Origin of the sequence: Clostridium sp. DSM 8431, from assembly GCF_900116755.1 — a bacterium.
Lineage (GTDB): Bacteria > Bacillota > Clostridia > Clostridiales > Clostridiaceae > Clostridium.
This window is the reverse complement of sequence record NZ_FPBY01000079.1, coordinates 1-15,739: the sequence shown is the minus strand read 5'-3', so window position 1 is coordinate 15,739 and position 15,739 is coordinate 1. Positions and strand designations below refer to the sequence as shown.

General features: G+C 30.3%; 18 protein-coding genes and 2 tRNA genes. 4 read left to right on the top strand and 16 right to left on the bottom strand.

Going from position 1 to position 15,739, the window contains the following annotated elements; translation table 11 throughout:
* Positions 1-9: 9 nt before the first annotated feature.
* The 3 genes from BM384_RS09565 to BM384_RS09555 all read right to left on the bottom strand — a co-directional run bounded on the left by BM384_RS09565 (position 10) and on the right by BM384_RS09555 (position 892).
* Positions 10-85: transfer RNA gene (locus tag BM384_RS09565), tRNA-Val, on the bottom strand.
* Positions 86-110: 25 nt separating this feature from the next.
* Positions 111-185: transfer RNA gene (locus BM384_RS09560), tRNA-Glu, on the bottom strand.
* A gap of 146 nt (positions 186-331) precedes the next feature.
* Positions 332-892 carry a hypothetical protein gene (locus BM384_RS09555; RefSeq protein WP_090013183.1) on the bottom strand — a complete coding sequence of 187 codons (561 nt, stop codon included), beginning with the start codon at positions 890-892 and terminating at the stop codon, positions 332-334.
* 96 nt (positions 893-988) lie between these two features.
* On the opposite strand from BM384_RS09555, the gene BM384_RS09550 reads away from it, so the two are divergent.
* Positions 989-2,224 carry a BaiN/RdsA family NAD(P)/FAD-dependent oxidoreductase gene (locus tag BM384_RS09550; protein ID WP_090013182.1) on the top strand — a complete coding sequence of 412 codons (1,236 nt, stop codon included), beginning with the start codon at positions 989-991 and terminating at the stop codon, positions 2,222-2,224.
* A gap of 4 nt (positions 2,225-2,228) precedes the next feature.
* Here the strand turns inward: BM384_RS09550 and BM384_RS09545 are convergent, their stop codons facing one another.
* From BM384_RS09545 to BM384_RS09535, 3 genes are all read right to left on the bottom strand, one after another.
* On the bottom strand, positions 2,229-2,975 hold the full coding sequence (locus BM384_RS09545; RefSeq protein WP_090013180.1) for an acyl-[acyl-carrier-protein] thioesterase: 747 nt from the start codon (positions 2,973-2,975) through the stop codon (positions 2,229-2,231).
* 53 nt (positions 2,976-3,028) lie between these two features.
* On the bottom strand, positions 3,029-3,211 hold the full coding sequence (locus BM384_RS09540) for a DUF1858 domain-containing protein (protein WP_090013179.1): 183 nt from the start codon (positions 3,209-3,211) through the stop codon (positions 3,029-3,031).
* An 87-nt stretch (positions 3,212-3,298) separates the two neighbouring features.
* Complete coding sequence (locus BM384_RS09535) at positions 3,299-4,585, bottom strand: adenylosuccinate synthase (RefSeq protein WP_090013177.1); 1,287 nt, start codon at positions 4,583-4,585, stop codon at positions 3,299-3,301.
* Positions 4,586-4,739: 154 nt separating this feature from the next.
* Between BM384_RS09535 and BM384_RS09530 the strand changes: the two genes are divergently transcribed.
* On the top strand, positions 4,740-5,909 hold the full coding sequence (locus BM384_RS09530; protein ID WP_090013175.1) for an NAD(P)-dependent malic enzyme: 1,170 nt from the start codon (positions 4,740-4,742) through the stop codon (positions 5,907-5,909).
* Between the two features lie 48 nt (positions 5,910-5,957).
* On the opposite strand, the gene BM384_RS09525 is transcribed toward BM384_RS09530, so the two are convergent.
* The 10 genes from BM384_RS09525 to BM384_RS09480 all read right to left on the bottom strand — a co-directional run bounded on the left by BM384_RS09525 (position 5,958) and on the right by BM384_RS09480 (position 13,718).
* A complete protein-coding gene (locus BM384_RS09525) occupies positions 5,958-7,295 on the bottom strand; it encodes a replicative DNA helicase (RefSeq protein WP_090013173.1) in 1,338 nt (445 codons plus the stop codon).
* A gap of 15 nt (positions 7,296-7,310) precedes the next feature.
* Positions 7,311-9,212 carry a Lon family ATP-dependent protease gene (gene lonC, locus BM384_RS09520; RefSeq protein WP_090013172.1) on the bottom strand — a complete coding sequence of 634 codons (1,902 nt, stop codon included), beginning with the start codon at positions 9,210-9,212 and terminating at the stop codon, positions 7,311-7,313.
* A gap of 17 nt (positions 9,213-9,229) precedes the next feature.
* Positions 9,230-9,673 carry a 50S ribosomal protein L9 gene (gene rplI / locus BM384_RS09515; RefSeq protein ID WP_090013170.1) on the bottom strand — a complete coding sequence of 148 codons (444 nt, stop codon included), beginning with the start codon at positions 9,671-9,673 and terminating at the stop codon, positions 9,230-9,232.
* A 4-nt stretch (positions 9,674-9,677) separates the two neighbouring features.
* Entirely contained in the window at positions 9,678-11,633 is a 1,956-nt protein-coding gene (locus BM384_RS09510; protein WP_090013168.1) for a DHH family phosphoesterase, read from the bottom strand.
* Positions 11,634-11,654: 21 nt separating this feature from the next.
* A complete protein-coding gene (locus tag BM384_RS09505; protein WP_090013167.1) occupies positions 11,655-11,975 on the bottom strand; it encodes a MazG-like family protein in 321 nt (106 codons plus the stop codon).
* 173 nt (positions 11,976-12,148) lie between these two features.
* Complete coding sequence (rpsR, locus tag BM384_RS09500) at positions 12,149-12,364, bottom strand: 30S ribosomal protein S18 (protein WP_242945999.1); 216 nt, start codon at positions 12,362-12,364, stop codon at positions 12,149-12,151.
* Positions 12,365-12,419: 55 nt separating this feature from the next.
* A complete protein-coding gene (gene ssb / locus BM384_RS09495; RefSeq protein ID WP_090013165.1) occupies positions 12,420-12,860 on the bottom strand; it encodes a single-stranded DNA-binding protein in 441 nt (146 codons plus the stop codon).
* Positions 12,861-12,874: 14 nt separating this feature from the next.
* Positions 12,875-13,162 (bottom strand): 30S ribosomal protein S6, encoded by a 288-nt coding sequence (gene rpsF / locus BM384_RS09490; RefSeq protein WP_090013163.1) that lies wholly within the window; start codon positions 13,160-13,162, stop codon positions 12,875-12,877.
* Positions 13,163-13,260: 98 nt separating this feature from the next.
* The gene (locus tag BM384_RS09485) at positions 13,261-13,455 is read right to left on the bottom strand and encodes a DUF951 domain-containing protein (protein ID WP_090013161.1); all 195 of its coding nucleotides are present in this window, start codon (positions 13,453-13,455) and stop codon (positions 13,261-13,263) included.
* A gap of 23 nt (positions 13,456-13,478) precedes the next feature.
* The gene (locus tag BM384_RS09480; RefSeq protein WP_090013159.1) at positions 13,479-13,718 is read right to left on the bottom strand and encodes a putative Se/S carrier protein; all 240 of its coding nucleotides are present in this window, start codon (positions 13,716-13,718) and stop codon (positions 13,479-13,481) included.
* Positions 13,719-13,881: 163 nt separating this feature from the next.
* Here BM384_RS09480 and BM384_RS09475 point away from each other — a divergent pair, with 163 nt between their 5' ends.
* Both BM384_RS09475 and yyaC read left to right on the top strand, forming a co-directional pair.
* The gene (locus BM384_RS09475; RefSeq protein WP_090013157.1) at positions 13,882-15,030 is read left to right on the top strand and encodes an aminotransferase class V-fold PLP-dependent enzyme; all 1,149 of its coding nucleotides are present in this window, start codon (positions 13,882-13,884) and stop codon (positions 15,028-15,030) included.
* Between the two features lie 55 nt (positions 15,031-15,085).
* Positions 15,086-15,661, top strand: coding sequence for a spore protease YyaC (yyaC, locus tag BM384_RS09470; RefSeq protein WP_090013155.1), 576 nt, complete (start codon positions 15,086-15,088; stop codon positions 15,659-15,661).
* Positions 15,662-15,739 lie beyond the last annotated feature (78 nt).

The window sequence follows — 15,739 nt, the reverse complement described above, 5'->3', positions numbered from 1 at the left end:
CATATACTTTGGTGGGCACAACAGGGCTCGAACCTGTGACCCCCTGCTTGTAAGGCAGGTGCTCTCCCAGCTGAGCTATGCGCCCAAAGTAATAAAATAAATATTTAAAATGGTGACTCCTAGGGGAATCGAACCCCTGTTACCACCGTGAAAGGGTGGTGTCTTAACCGCTTGACCAAGGAGCCAAATGTCACTGTCTTTGCTCACCGTACTCGGTGGCGCTGACCACATAGACTATAATACAGAAATTAATTAATTGTGTCAACATATTTTTTATATTTTTTTTTATTTTTTTATTTTCGCTATTTCTTATACATATGTACAATTATACTTAAACCGTTGAATTTACTAGGTTTTTAAGGGCTTTTTCGTAAGATTCTATGACTGATTTTTTTCTCTTAATTTCTTCATTTAATTTTTCAATTTGCTTCTTTGATGCCTCTTTAAACTCATCAATTTGTATAGGTTGTATTTTTATAGAATAACCTTCTTTCTTAAAATTTTGTCCTGATGAATCAATAATATACGGGTTTTTATTATTTATCATGCATATTATTTCTTTATTCCATATACCTCTTTTATTAACATTATATTTATCTCTAAGTAAATTGAAGTCACTCATATTTTCATTAATCTCATCTTCTATACATTCTTTTAGCATTTTATAAAAAAATACTGAAATTCCTCTATTTAATTTTATCTTTAAAAATTCTTTATTTTCTATTAAAAATTTATCTATTTCTCCCTCTTCAATAAGCTCTACATCATCATATCTATAATTTTTTAACCCAGTCCCAGATGGATAATTAACAATAATATCTACATAAGTCATTCTTCTAACTTTAAATTCTGCACCTTTATCTTCACACTCTGCAATAACTTTAGCTTTCAATTTTCTCACCTCTTTTTTACTAGTATTCCTCTCTTTATTCACTAATATTACTATGTTAAAATTTATTTATACTCAATGAAAAGGAGATATTTTAATATGATACATCATGACATAATAATTGTTGGTGGCGGTGCTTCTGGATTAATGGCTGCTATAATTGCAAAAGATCTAGGAAAAGATGTAGCTATAATCGAAGGATCTGATCGTATAGGGAAAAAAATTCTTACAACAGGAAATGGAAGATGTAATATTTCTAATGTTAATATTTCATCACCTTATAACTGTTATAGAAGTGAAAATAAAAATTTCCATAGTTATTGTTTAGATAAATTTACTACAGAAGATACAAAAAACTTTTTCTTATCACTAGGACTTCCTTTTGTAGAATTAGAAAATGGAAAACTTTATCCACAATCACTTCAAGCATCATCAGTTGTGGATATCTTTAGATTTGCTTTAGCAGAAAAAGAAATACCTTTATACACAGATTGCAAAATAAAAACTATCCACAAGAAAAAGAATTTCATTTTATCCACAAGTAATGAAAAATTTCCTGAGTTCACATGTGGAAAACTAATTTTATCTTGTGGCGGTAAATCTGCACCAAGAACTGGCTCTGATGGTTCAGGATATAAATTAGCTGAATCCTTAGGTCATTCAATAGTAAAAACTACTCCAGGTATTGTTCAACTAAAACTTGACTACCCTCACTTAAGAGGATTATCTGGAATAAAATTTAATGGTTCAGCTTCTATCCTTGCTGATGGCAAAGAACTAAGAAAAGATATTGGAGAAATTTTATTTACTGATTACGGAATATCTGGTCCTCCAATTTTACAAATTTCATCTACAGCTTCTAGAGCTTTATTGAAAAGACAAAAAACTGAAATAGTAGTTGATATGATGCCTAATCTTTCACTTGAAGAAATGGATAACTTTATTCAAGGACATTTAGCTATATTTTCACACAGAAGCATTTTAGATGCATTAACAGGTGTCTTAAATAAAAAGTTAATTCCAATTTTATTAAAGGATATTGGAATATCTAATATTCATATTCCATGTTATGAATTAGACTGGCAATACAAAGCCTTATTAACTAAGCGCTTAAAAGAATGGAAGTTTACATGTACAGATACTAATGGATTTAACAATGCTCAAGTTACTGTTGGTGGTGTTAATACAAAAGAAATAGATCCTAACACTCTTGAATCAAAACTTGTTAAAGACCTATATTTCTGTGGAGAAATTTTAGATGTAACAGGTGATTGTGGTGGATTTAATCTTCAATGGGCTTGGAGCTCAGGCTTTTTAGTTGGGAATAGTATTTAATATACTATTCCTTTACCCATTGAAGTTCTAATTTAGTTATTTCTTTTCCTTCGTTATTAGTAATTATATGGCTTGTTATAACCTTGTGCTCATCATTTGATACAAGAGAACATGATACCTTTATATCATCACCATAGACAGTTTCTTTTTCAAATATTACTTTAACTCGGCCAATTTTATAATTCTCTATAACTTCATAAGGTGCTGATTCTATTGCCCATTCAACATATTTAACATTATTAACATGTCTATTAGAATCTATATCTCCATATCTTACTTTAAATTCTTTAACATTTTCTTCTAAACTACCAGTAGTTATATCATCCATCTCATAATCACTATCTTCTAAATCTAAATCATATAGTTCATATTCTTCTTTTGGTATTCTAATAGGTCTTCTTCTTGATATACTGATTAAGAAAAATAAAGCTACAGCTTCACCTATAAGCTCTCCTTGCTCATTCTTAATAGTATACTTTCTATATGCATAAAACTTCTTAAATCCAAAAGGCTCTGTTGTAATGCTTATCTTCTCTCTGTAGCTAGGATAACTATACATCTGTACATCATACTTATAAAATACCCATACATAATCCTTATTTGTAAGCTTTTCTATAGTATCTCCTAAGACTTCAGATTGGTTTGTACCTACATCACATATAAAATTTAATATAGATGAAATTCTACATTTAAGATTTGGGTCAACATCACTATAATTTATATCATAAGTTTTTGTATATATTTTAGCCAAATTATCACCTCTTGACGATAAAAAAAGATGAGCTATTTTGCTCATCTTTTTAATTATTTATTTAATGCTGTAATTAATTCTTCTAAGTTTAATCCGTGAACCATAGCAGCTTCTTCTAAAGTTTCTGCTTGAGCTGATGGACATCCAACGCAACCCATTCCAAAGCTCATTAATACTTCAGCCTTAGCAGGATTTGTTCTAACAACTTCACCAATAGTCATGTCCTTAGTTATCATACATTTCACCTCTTTGCTTGATCTTTAATATCATTATAATAAGATTATATTTTATTAAATAATTAATGTCAAGTAAATTACTCGGATTTAAAGTTCGTTAACTCTAATTGTTTGATCTCTCTTAGGTCCTACTGAAATTATAGATATTTTTGTTCCTGTAAATTCTTCAATTCTCTTTAAATACTTTTTGGCATTATCAGGAATTTCTTCATAAGATCTAGCATCTGCTACTGATTTATCCCATCCTTCAAATTCTTCATATATAGGTTCGCACTTAGCTAAATCTTCTAAGCTTGCAGGGAAATAATCAATTACTTCACCATTAAATTTGTAGCCTACACATACCTTAATCTTATCTAAACCAGCTAATGTATCAATTTTAGTTACTGCAAGTGATGTTAATCCACTTACTCTAGCAGCAGTCTTTACAATAACTAAATCTAACCATCCACATCTTCTAGCTCTACCTGTTGTAACTCCATATTCATGTCCTTCAGTTCTTATCCATTCTCCTATTTCATCATTTAATTCTGTTGGGAATGGTCCTTTTCCAACTCTAGTTGTATAAGCCTTAGCTATTCCAACTGCACTAGTAATTAAATTTGGTCCTATACCAACACCATTACTAACGCCTCCAGCAGTTGTATTAGAAGAAGTTACATATGGATAAGTACCATAATCAATATCTAAAAGCATTCCTTGAGCACCTTCAAATAAAGCACTCTTATTAGCTTTAATTCCATCATATACTTTAACAGAAGTTTCTTTTACGAATGTTCTCATCTTCTTAGCATATTCTCTATATTCTTTTAATATTTCTTCTACATCTAATTCTTTATCTTCATAAATCTTTGTAATGTATGCATTTTTAACTTTTACATTTTCTCTAAGTTTTTCTTCAAAAACTTCATCATGCATTAAATCACAAACTCTTATTCCACATCTTTCAATTTTATCTGTATAGCAAGGTCCAATGCCTTTACCTGTAGTTCCTATATCATTCTTTCCTCTTGCTTTTTCTTTTAATCTATCTAATACTTTATGATATGGCATTATTAAATGAGCTCTATCACTTATAGCTAACTTTTCTGGAGTAACCTTAACTCCTTCTTGTTCTAAGTAACTTATTTCTTCAAATAAAGCCTTAGGATCAACTACAACACCATTTCCTATTACATTTAACTTATCATCATATAATATACCTGAAGGAATTAAATGAAGTTTGTATTGCTTTTCACCAACTTCTACAGTATGACCTGCATTATTTCCTCCTTGGAATCTAACAACTAAATCTGCCTCTTCTGCAAGGTAATCAGTTATTTTACCCTTTCCTTCATCTCCCCATTGTGCTCCTAGAACAATAAATGCTGACATATATACATTGCCTCCTTAATGATTTATCTACATACTTTCATACTAGCAAAGTCAATGCGATAGGTCAATAAAAAACTCGAATATTTTTTTGCAAAAATCTAACATAATTCGTATAATATAAGTAATTGTTAAAATCTATAAAAGGAGTGATAAAATGAATATTTATGAAGAAGCTTTGCAATATCATGCAAAGTTAAAAGGTAAATTAGAAATAAAATCAAGAGCTACCATTAATAATTCTAAAGATTTAAGTTTAGCATATACACCTGGAGTTGCCGAACCATGTAGAGAAATACATAAAGACCCATCTAAATCATACCTATATACACGAAAATGGAATACAGTTGCTGTTATATCTGATGGTACTGCTGTTCTTGGACTTGGAGATATTGGTCCATTAGCTGCAATGCCTGTAATGGAAGGTAAATGTGTTCTTTTTAAAGAATTTGCAGATGTTGATGCAATTCCTATAGTATTAGATACTAAAGATACTGATGAAATAGTAAATACTGTAGCTGCTATTGCACCATCTTTCGGAGGAATTAACTTAGAAGATATCGCTGCTCCAAGATGTTTTGAAATAGAAAGCAGATTAAAAGAAAAATTAGATATACCTGTTTTCCACGATGACCAACACGGAACTGCAATAGTTGTTCTTGCTGGAATACTAAACGCTTTAAAGATAGTAAAGAAGGATTTAAAGTCTTTAAAAGTTGTAATTAACGGTGCTGGTTCTGCTGGTTCTGCTATATGTAAGCTTCTACTTTCATCTGGAGTTTCTAACATCGTAATGTGTGATATAAACGGTGTCATTCATAAAGAAGCTAATCTTCCTAATGATTCATTAAAAGAATTAGCTAACATAACTAATCCGAATAATGAAACTGGAACATTAAAAGATGCCATTAAAAATGCTGATGTTTTCATAGGTGTTTCTGCTCCTAACTTAGTAAGCAAAGAAATGGTTAAGACTATGAATTCAGATGCTATTATTTTTGCTATGGCAAATCCTACTCCTGAAATATTCCCTGAAGATGCAAAAGAAGCTGGTGCAAGAGTAGTTGGTTCTGGACGTTCTGATTATCCAAATCAAATTAACAACGTTCTTGCATTCCCTGGTATATTCAGAGGTGCTTTAGATGCTCATGCTACTGAAATTAACGAAGAAATGAAAGTAGCTGCTGCTTATGCTATAGCTAATGCTATAGATGAAAGCGAACTTTCAGAAGAAAATATAATTCCAAAAGCTTTTGATGAAAAAGTTCAAAAAATGGTTGCTGAGGCGGTTAAAGATGCTGCAATAAAGAGTAACGCTGTTAAATAGAAAAAAAGACGATATCAAATTTTGATATCGTCTTTCTCTTATCTATAATTATTGATCTGTATGAACCACTTCTAAATCACCAAATCTACTGAATTGACCAAGCCATGCCATCTTAACAGTGCCAACCGGACCATTTCTCTGCTTAGCAATAATACATTCAGCTGTACCTCTATCATCTGATTCCTTATTGTAATATTCATCTCTATATAAGAACATAACAACATCGGCATCCTGCTCTATAGAACCAGATTCTCTTAAGTCTGAAAGCATTGGTCTATGATCTGCTCTTTGTTCAGGAGCACGTGATAACTGAGATAAGGCTATAACAGGGCATTGCATTTCCTTTGCTAAAGCTTTTATAGATCTTGAAATTTCAGATACTTCCTGCTGTCTATTTTCAGATGATGATCCAGACATTAATTGAAGGTAGTCAATTAATATTAGGTCTATACCATATTCCATCTTTATCTTTCTGCATTTAGATCTCATTTCCATAACTGATACACCAGCTGTATCATCTATATATATCTTTGCTTTTGATAAAGGTCCTGTAGCCCTAGCTATATTTTCCCAATCAATATCCTCTAATGTTCCTGTCCTAAGTTTAAGCATGTCAACATTAGCTTGCGAACATAATAACTTATATGCCAGCTGTTCCTTAGACATTTCCAGTGAAAATATTACTACACTTTTTCCTTCTTTTAATGCTGCATTCTCTGCAATATTTAATGCGAAAGTAGTCTTTCCCATTGAAGGTCTAGCTGCAATAAGTACCATATCACCTTTTTGAAAGCCTGAAGTTTTAGCATCTAAATCCTTAATTCCAGAACCAACTCCTGTTATCTCACCACGATTATTAAATAATCTTTCAATTTCAAGGAATCCTCTTTCAAGGACTGCATTTAAAGGTTCGAAATCATTGGTACTTCTCTTTTCTGCTATATCAAAAATCTTTTTTTCAGCTTTGTCTAAAACAGCAGCAACTTCACCTTGTTTATTATAACTATCTTCAATGATAGAAGTTGATGCTTTTATCAACTTTCTTAAAGTAGATTTTTCCTCTACAATTTTTATGTAAGAGGATAAATTCGCTGTAGTTGGAACTGATGAACTTACTTCTGTAATATAACTAACTCCACCAGCACGTTCCAATAAATCATTTGATTTTAAGTATTCAAGTAGCGTCAAAAGATCTACAGCTATATCATCTCTAAACATTTCAAATATAGCTTTAAAAATAATCTTATGCCCATCTCTATAAAAATCATTTTCTTCTAACCTTTCAGCTACTTGAACTATGGCACTTTTATCAATAATCATTGAACCAATTACAGACTGTTCTGCTTCAATGCTCTGTGGCAGACTCCTCATAACTGAATCTTCCAAGAATATTCCTCCGTTCTAACTTTCAAATACTATGTCAATTAATTCTTCTATACTGCTTATGGCTTTAACCTCTATGTCAGTTAATTCCTTAGGAATTTCTCTTTCATTATCTTTTGGAACTAAAACTAATTTTATTCCCTTTCTTCTAGCTCCATAAATCTTTTCAAATATTCCTCCAACAGGTTTAATTTGTCCTTTTAAAGAAATTTCACCTGTTATGGCAATGTCTTGTCTTATTGGCTTATCTAATAATGCGCTCATTATACATAATGTTATTGCAGCACCAGCTGAAGGACCATCTATCTTTCCTCCACCAACTACATTAACATGAATGTCATAATCTTTAATATCTTTATCTGTAATCTTTCTTATTACCGAAGCAGCATTAAATACTGAGTCCTTAGCCATTGACCCTGCAGTTTCATTAAATCTTACAGTTCCATTTCCTTGCTTTTTAGCTGGGAATACTGTTGCTTCTATTTCTATAGTTGATCCTAAGAATCCGCTTACACCTAATCCATATACATGCCCAACTTCAGCTTTGTTTCCATCATTATTTCTTTCAAATGGAACATATCTACCTATTGAAATAACATCTTCAACATCCTTTAATGTGATTTCATGTTTTTCTAATGCGCTTTCTTTTTCCTTATATAGAGTTAATCCATATGAGTCTGTTAGTATATTTACAGCTTTTCTACCTTCTATAGTATATCTGCTTATAAGTTCAGCTACACCATCTTCTAATGTAACACCAAGCTTCTTAGCAGCATTTTCTACTATAAGTTGAATATTTTCTGTTGATAATGGTTCGAAATATACTTCTGTACATCTAGATCTTAACGCAGCATTTATTTCTCTAGGTTCTCTTGTAGTTGCACCTATTAATACAAAATCTGCTGGTGCACCATTATCAAATAAATATTTTATGTACTTAGGGATTGATTCATCATCTGGGTCATAATATGATGATGAGAATTCAACTCTTTTATCTTCTAATACTTTTAATAATTTATTTTGTAGTATATTATCAAGCTCACCAATTTCATCAATAAATAGTATTCCTCCATGCGCTTCAGTAACTAAACCTGGCTTTGGTTCTGGAACTCCTATTTCAGCTAAATCTCTTTTGCTACCTTGATAAATTGGATCATGAACAGATCCTAATAAAGGATTTGTTATTTCTCTTGGATCCCATCTTAATGTAGTTCCATCAACTTCAACAAACTTAGATTTTTCATCAAAAGGTGTTGTAGCTAATTTTTTTGCTTCTTGCAGTGCTAATCTTGCTACTGTTGTTTTACCAACCCCTGGTGGTCCATATAAAATAATGTGTTGAGGGTATGGAGATGATAACTTTGATAGTAAAGATTTAACAGCTCTTTCTTGACCTATAACTTCATCTAAGTTTTCTGGTCTTAAAAGGCTCATGATATTCTTAGTTGTTACTCTACTATCAAGTTCAACTAAATCATCATATTTCTTTTTTGTCTTTCTATTTTCAGTACCTTTTTGTTTTTTAAGTATAGATAATCTTACATCATCAACATACTTTTCTTGCTTTTCAACAATAGCCTTCTCAACTTTTGCTTCTATCTGTCCTTGAACATATCTTTTTGTTATACAATCTACAATGTAATCTATTGTAGTTTTTAGTACATCTTCAACCTCTTCACTTGATGGAACAGTTTTAATTCCTTCTCCATCAGAAGCTATCATATTTAATGCATAAACTCTTTCACATATATTATTTGATGAAATATACTTTTGTAGCTTATATCTTACTGTTCTAGCTCTAACAGCTCCTCTATCTAATACATTTTCTAATATTCCAAAAAGAGCACTTACTTGAGCATCAACTGATAAATCTTGATTCAAGATATCTTGTAAATAACTCATGCTTTTTTCGTCATTCATTATTATTCCTCCTTAAATTATTGTGGGATAATAATAACCTTCATCTTAGTTGATACTTCTGGATATAATTTAACTTCTATTTCATATTCACCAGCAACTTTTATTGTATCCATCACAATTTTCTTCTTATCTACTTCTACTTTATATTGATTCTTTATTTCTCCAGCTATATCCTTGCTTGTTATAGCACCGAATAGCTTTCCATTTTCACCTAATTTAGTGCTTATCTTTATTTCTTTTCCTTTTAATTCATTTGCAACTTTTTGTGCTGCTTCAATTTCAGCTAATTTTTGTCTTCTTTCATTTTCTATCTTATTATTAAGAATATGAAGATTTGCATCTGTTGCTTCTTCTGCTAACTTTCTTGGAAATAAATAATTTCTTGCATATCCATCTGATGTATTTATAACATCGCCTTTTTTACCTATCTTTTTTACATCTTTTAATAAAATTACTTTCATCTCTCTATTCTCCTATTCTTAAATATTTTTCAATTGATTCTTTTAACATATCTTTAGCTTCATCTATAGTAACATTACTTAATTTAGTAGCAGCTATATTCATATGTCCACCACCACCAAGAGCTTCTAATACAACTTGAACATTAATATCACCTACTGATCTACCACTAATATATATTTCATCTCCAATTTTAGATAAAACAAAACTAACTTTTATTCCAGATATAGTCAAAAGTTCATCTGCTGATTTTGCAACAATGACACTACTTACATTATCAGGGCATACAGCTATAGCTATCTTCTTTTCAAAATCAACATCTGCTGACTTAATTGTTTCTGCAATAGTAAGGTAATTTTCTAGATTATCAGTAAACATATTCTTAACTTCAATAGTATCAGCACCTTTATTTTTTAAGAATGAAGCTGCATCAAATGTTCTTACTCCTGTTTTTAAAGTAAAACCTTTAGTATCCATAAAGATTCCTGCTAAAAGTCCTTCTGCCTCTTCTTTTGATATTTCAGGTTTATTAGTCATATACTGTATGATTTCAGTAATCATCTCTGAAGTTGATGATGCATAAACCTCTATGTAATTTAGCATTGTGCCTTGTATTATATCTGCACTACGTCTATGATGGTCTATAATAACTTTTCTTTTTGCTTTTTCTACAATACCTTCATTGCTTACATAGCTCTTATTATGAACGTCTACTATTATAACTAAGGTCTCATCATCTAACTTAGTATTGGCATATCCAGGAGATATAAACCTATCACTATATTTTTCTTCTTTTTTTAATTTATCAAGAAAATAATCTATAGCACTAGTATCATTATTTAGTATGATACTACAACTCTTCCCTAATTGTCTAATTATTGATGATAAAGCAACAGCAGAACCAAAACAATCCATATCAGGGTTCTTATGACCAACTATATAAACCTTGCTACTATCATAAATTAATTCCTTTAAGGCATGAGATACCACTCTAGCTCTAACTCTAGTTCTCTTCTCAATTTCTTTACTATTTCCTCCAAAGAAACGAAGATCATCATTACACTTAATAACTACTTGATCTCCACCTCGTCCTAATGCAAGCTCCTTTGCTACTGTAGCAAAAGTATTATTTTCATAAGGAGATACTCCTCCTCTTCCTATTCCTATACTAATAGTTAATTCTAATCTATTACCCTTATTTATTTTTGACACTTCATTTAAAATAGGAAAGTTACTTTCAATTTCTTCTTGTAAATATCTATCCTGCACTGATAAAACGTATTTATTAGTATCATATTTTTTTATCATCGCATTAAGCCTTAAAGCATATGCGTTAATAGTTCTTTCAATCTCTGCAACAACTAATGGCTTATCATCTTCATCAGTCATATCTAAAGCTTCTGAAAGATTATCAACTTCTATTAAAAATATACTTTCTTTAATATTATCTTTAGTATTAACTACACCAGTTAATCTTGTTATGTCATTAAAATATATCATAAAGAATTTATGCTCTTCATTCATTACCTGATTGCTACTTATATCATATAATCTATCATTAATTTTTAATCTTTGAGCTGATAGCTCTTCACCACTAAATATTTTTTCGATATTTATTCCTCTTACTATATCAACAATATTTTGATTTTCGTCTGTATTACCTTTTATATTTTTTTCAAATAAATTATTATACCAAATTAAATTTCCCGATTCATCAACCATAGCAGTTGGTGCTACTAAGTTAAACAAATTTTCTTTTATACTGCTATTTATAATACTCGTGAAATTATTCATATCTTTTTCTTTTCTCGCCAAGTAATATGTTATAAAAAGATTTTCAACTAATGATAACATTAAAACTATAATAGAAAATATTTTACTTCCAAAAAATATTAATATTGCTGCCACTACAAACATGCAAAAACTTATTATGCAAAGCAAAATATTTTTATGCTGTATCATAAATCAGCCTCCTAAACCTCTTTACTCTCTTCTATCAGATATATAATTTCTTAATTCACTAAGACTCTTACCTTCTTTTTCCACATCATCCTCAGCTCTTATACCTAGCTCCAATTTCTTTTTCATCATATGATCTATTTCAGGAAGTGAATAACCTAATTTTCTTCCTAATACATAAAAGATTATAATTCCACCTGAAATACAATCTAAAATAGCTTCTTGAGCTACGTTGCCCCCTTTAGTTAACAATCTGAAGAACTCTCCAATAACACACAATAATTGAGCTTTTAAATTTTCTATGGTCTTTATATTTGACATAATATTAAGTTCTTTATGTTTCATTGTTCCCACCCCAATTTTATTTTGTATATATATTGTAATTTTTTTTCTTTATCAATGCAATAAAAGTAATAATTTTATTACAAAAATTGTAACAAAAAACTTTTTACTTAAAAAAGAAAAAGAGTATTGCCCATGATTATACAATCACTAAACAATACTCCATTTGCTAATTACTATTCTGTTGTGAATGGTAATAATGCTATATTTCTTGATCTCTTTATTGCAACTGTTAATTGTCTTTGGTGCTTAGCACATGTTCCTGAGATTCTTCTTGGTAATATCTTACCTCTTTCAGTTACATACTTTCTTAACTTAGCAACATCTTTGTAATCTATATTTTCAGCCTTATCTACGCAAAAAGCACATACTTTTCTCTTAGATCTTCTCATCTTACCACCTGGTCTTCTGCTATCTCTCACGATATTTCCCTCCTTACCTCGAAATTTAGAATGGCATATCTCCATCATCTACCGGAGTTATGTCGTCATTGAAGCTTCCACCGCCGAACGAATCGTTCTTTGGTTGAGCTGAATAATCAACGTTATCATATCCACTATTAAATGAATCTGCATTGTCCTTACTAGAACCAATGAATTCAAAACTGTCTACAGCAACGTCTGTTGTGTATCTTTTTGATCCATCTTGAGCTTCATAGCTACCTGTTCTAATACTTCCAGTGACAGCTATCTGTCTACCTTTAGTCATGTATTGGGATATTGTTTCCGCAGTTTTACCAAAAGCTACGCAATTAATAAAATCTGTTTCATCCTTTTTAAATTGTCTATTAACTGCTACAGTAAATCTACTTACCGCAGTTCCACTTCCAGCAGCGAATCTCAATTCAGGATCCTTTGTAAGTCTTCCTATTAGAACAACTTTATTCATGGCAATACCTCCAATTAAGCTTCTTCCTTAACGATTATGTGTCTGATAACTCCATCAGTAATTCTGAAAACTCTATCTAATTCCTTTGGTAATTCTGAACCAGCAGTAAAGTTAACTAATGTATAGTAACCTTCGTTTACTTTTGCAATTTCATAAGCAAGCTTTCTCTTACCCCAGAAATCTACATTTTCAACAGTTCCACCACCATTTTCAATTACACCCTTAAACTTTTCGATGTTAGCTTTTACAGTTTCTTCATCAAAAGATGGGTTTAGTATGAATATAGTTTCGTACTTTCTCATCTATTTCACCTCCTCCCCTCGGACTAACGGCTGTGCTTTGCACAGCAGGGATTTCATTTTAATATTTTATCATTTATATATTATTATTTCAAGTTTTTTTATTTTTCTTCAGATTTTATAATTTTTTTTGCACCCTTAACGAACTTACTTCTAGGAATCATTACTATTCGCCCGCATCCAACACATTTTATCTTTATATCAGCTCCTAATCTGATAACTTCAAATTCATTACTTCCACATGGATGTTGTTTTTTCATCTCAACAACATCACCTAAGTCAAAACTTTCTATCATATTTAACACCCCCATTTAGCTTATTATTTTATTGTTTCAAATCCTGAACTAAGTTTATGATATATATTTTTAAATTCAATAATATTATTATCTATTATTTTATCAATTTCATCCTTGCTCTCAAATCTTGTACAAATCCCACAACTTTGAGTTATCGATGTAGGAGTTGGCATTATTCTAAAATTAAATTTTTTTTCTTTTAATATCTTTTCAGCATTCATTGCATCAAAAGTATTCTTGTAAACTATTATGTAATATTCCATATTTTCCTCCCTGTATTTTTCCATCTTATCCTCTATTATATATAATTTTTATAGTTTATAAAATACTAAATTATTTTTTACATAGCCTTAAAAAACTTTTGAAAATTATAAATATATATTATATTTATTGTAACGTTAATATTTTATGTTAGAAGGTGTTTTTATGGATATTTATTTAGATAATGCCAGTACTACCTTTCCAAAACCAAAGATAGTTACTGATTCAATATATGATTATCTTGTTAATGTTGGTGGTAATGCCAATAGATCAAGTCACTCTAATTCTTTAGATAGTAGTAGATATTTATTATATGCTAGGGAAAAAGTTGCAGACTTTTTTAACTTTTCTAATCCTAGTAATGTTATTTTTACTAATAATATTACTACTTCATTAAATGTATTAATTCGAGGAACTTTAAAATCTGGTGACCACGTTATTTCATCCTCTATGGAGCATAACTCAATTTTAAGACCATTAACTGATTGCTCAAAAAATAATATTGAAGTCACTTTAGTTTCTGCAAATAAACTAGGTTTTATAGATCCAATTGAAATAGAAAATTCTATTAAAGAAAATACAAAACTAATAGTAGTAACTCATGCATCAAATGTTACTGGAACAATTCAAAATATCAAAGAAATTGGTAAAATAGCAAAAAAACATAACATATTTTTTGTTATAGATACAGCACAATCTGCAGGTGTTTTAAAAGTTGATATGAAAGATTTAAATACTTCTGCCATTGCTTTTACTGGTCATAAGAGTTTATTCGGTCCTCAAGGTGTCGGAGGTTTTGTAATAAATGATGAATTAAATTCATGCTGCAAATCATTATTAAGTGGTGGTACTGGTAGTTTATCTTATGATCTTAATCAGCCAGATTTTCTTCCAGATAAATTTGAATCTGGAACGGCAAATATGCCTGGAATAGTTGGATTAACTAAAGGAATTGAATTTATTAATGAAATAGGTTTAGATGCCATTAGAGAGAAGTCTTCATTTTTAAGAAATAAATTTATAGATGGAATATTAAATATTGGAGATTTTATTGTGTATGGTCCTACTAATAGCAGTGAAGCTACTTCTTGCATTTCAATAAATCATAAATCTTTAGATCCTTCTGAGATTTCATTTTTGTTAAATGATGAAGGTATAAAAACTAGAGCAGGTCTACACTGTGCTCCTTTAGCTCATAAAACTATAGGTTCATTTCCTGCTGGAACTGTAAGATTTAGCTTGAGTTATTTTAATTCTATAGAAGATATAGACTATGCTTTAAAAACTCTTAATAACTTAAAAAATAATATCTAATTATTTGTATACTCACCTCCTTATGTGGAAATAATCCCAAGAAGGAGGTTTTTTTATGACTAATTTTACAATTGATTCTACAGAGGTTAATGCAAGCTTAAGTATTGCAAAATATTTATTTGATAACTTGAAAGATATTTACTCTTCAAAAAGGCCTATTATCTTCTTATGTATTGGAAGCGATAAATCTACAGGAGACTGCTTAGGACCTCTTATTGGTTATAAATTAAATAATATTAACGTAGCTAATATTTATATTTATGGTTCTTTACTTAATCCTGTTCATTCAAAGAATTTAGAATATACTTTAAAAGAAATTTATTCTACCTATAGTGATCCATATATAATCGCTATAGATGCTTGTTTAGGTCATTTAAAAAATATAGGTAAAATTTTTATTAATGAAAAACCATTAAGCCCAGGGTTAGCATTAAAAAAATCTTTACCCCAAGTTGGTGATATGAGCATAACTGGAATTGTTAATATATCTGGAAACTTTGAATTTTTAACTCTTCAAAATACACGTTTATTTACTGTTATGCAACTTGCAGATTCTATCTCTCTAGGAATATGTGATTTTATATTAAGATGTACTACCCATTTATCTAATGCTCAATCGAGTAGGAGGTAATCAATTATTTTGATTACCGACCTCTCACACCACCGTATGTGCCGTTCGGCATACGGCGGTTCATTAGATTAATTTATT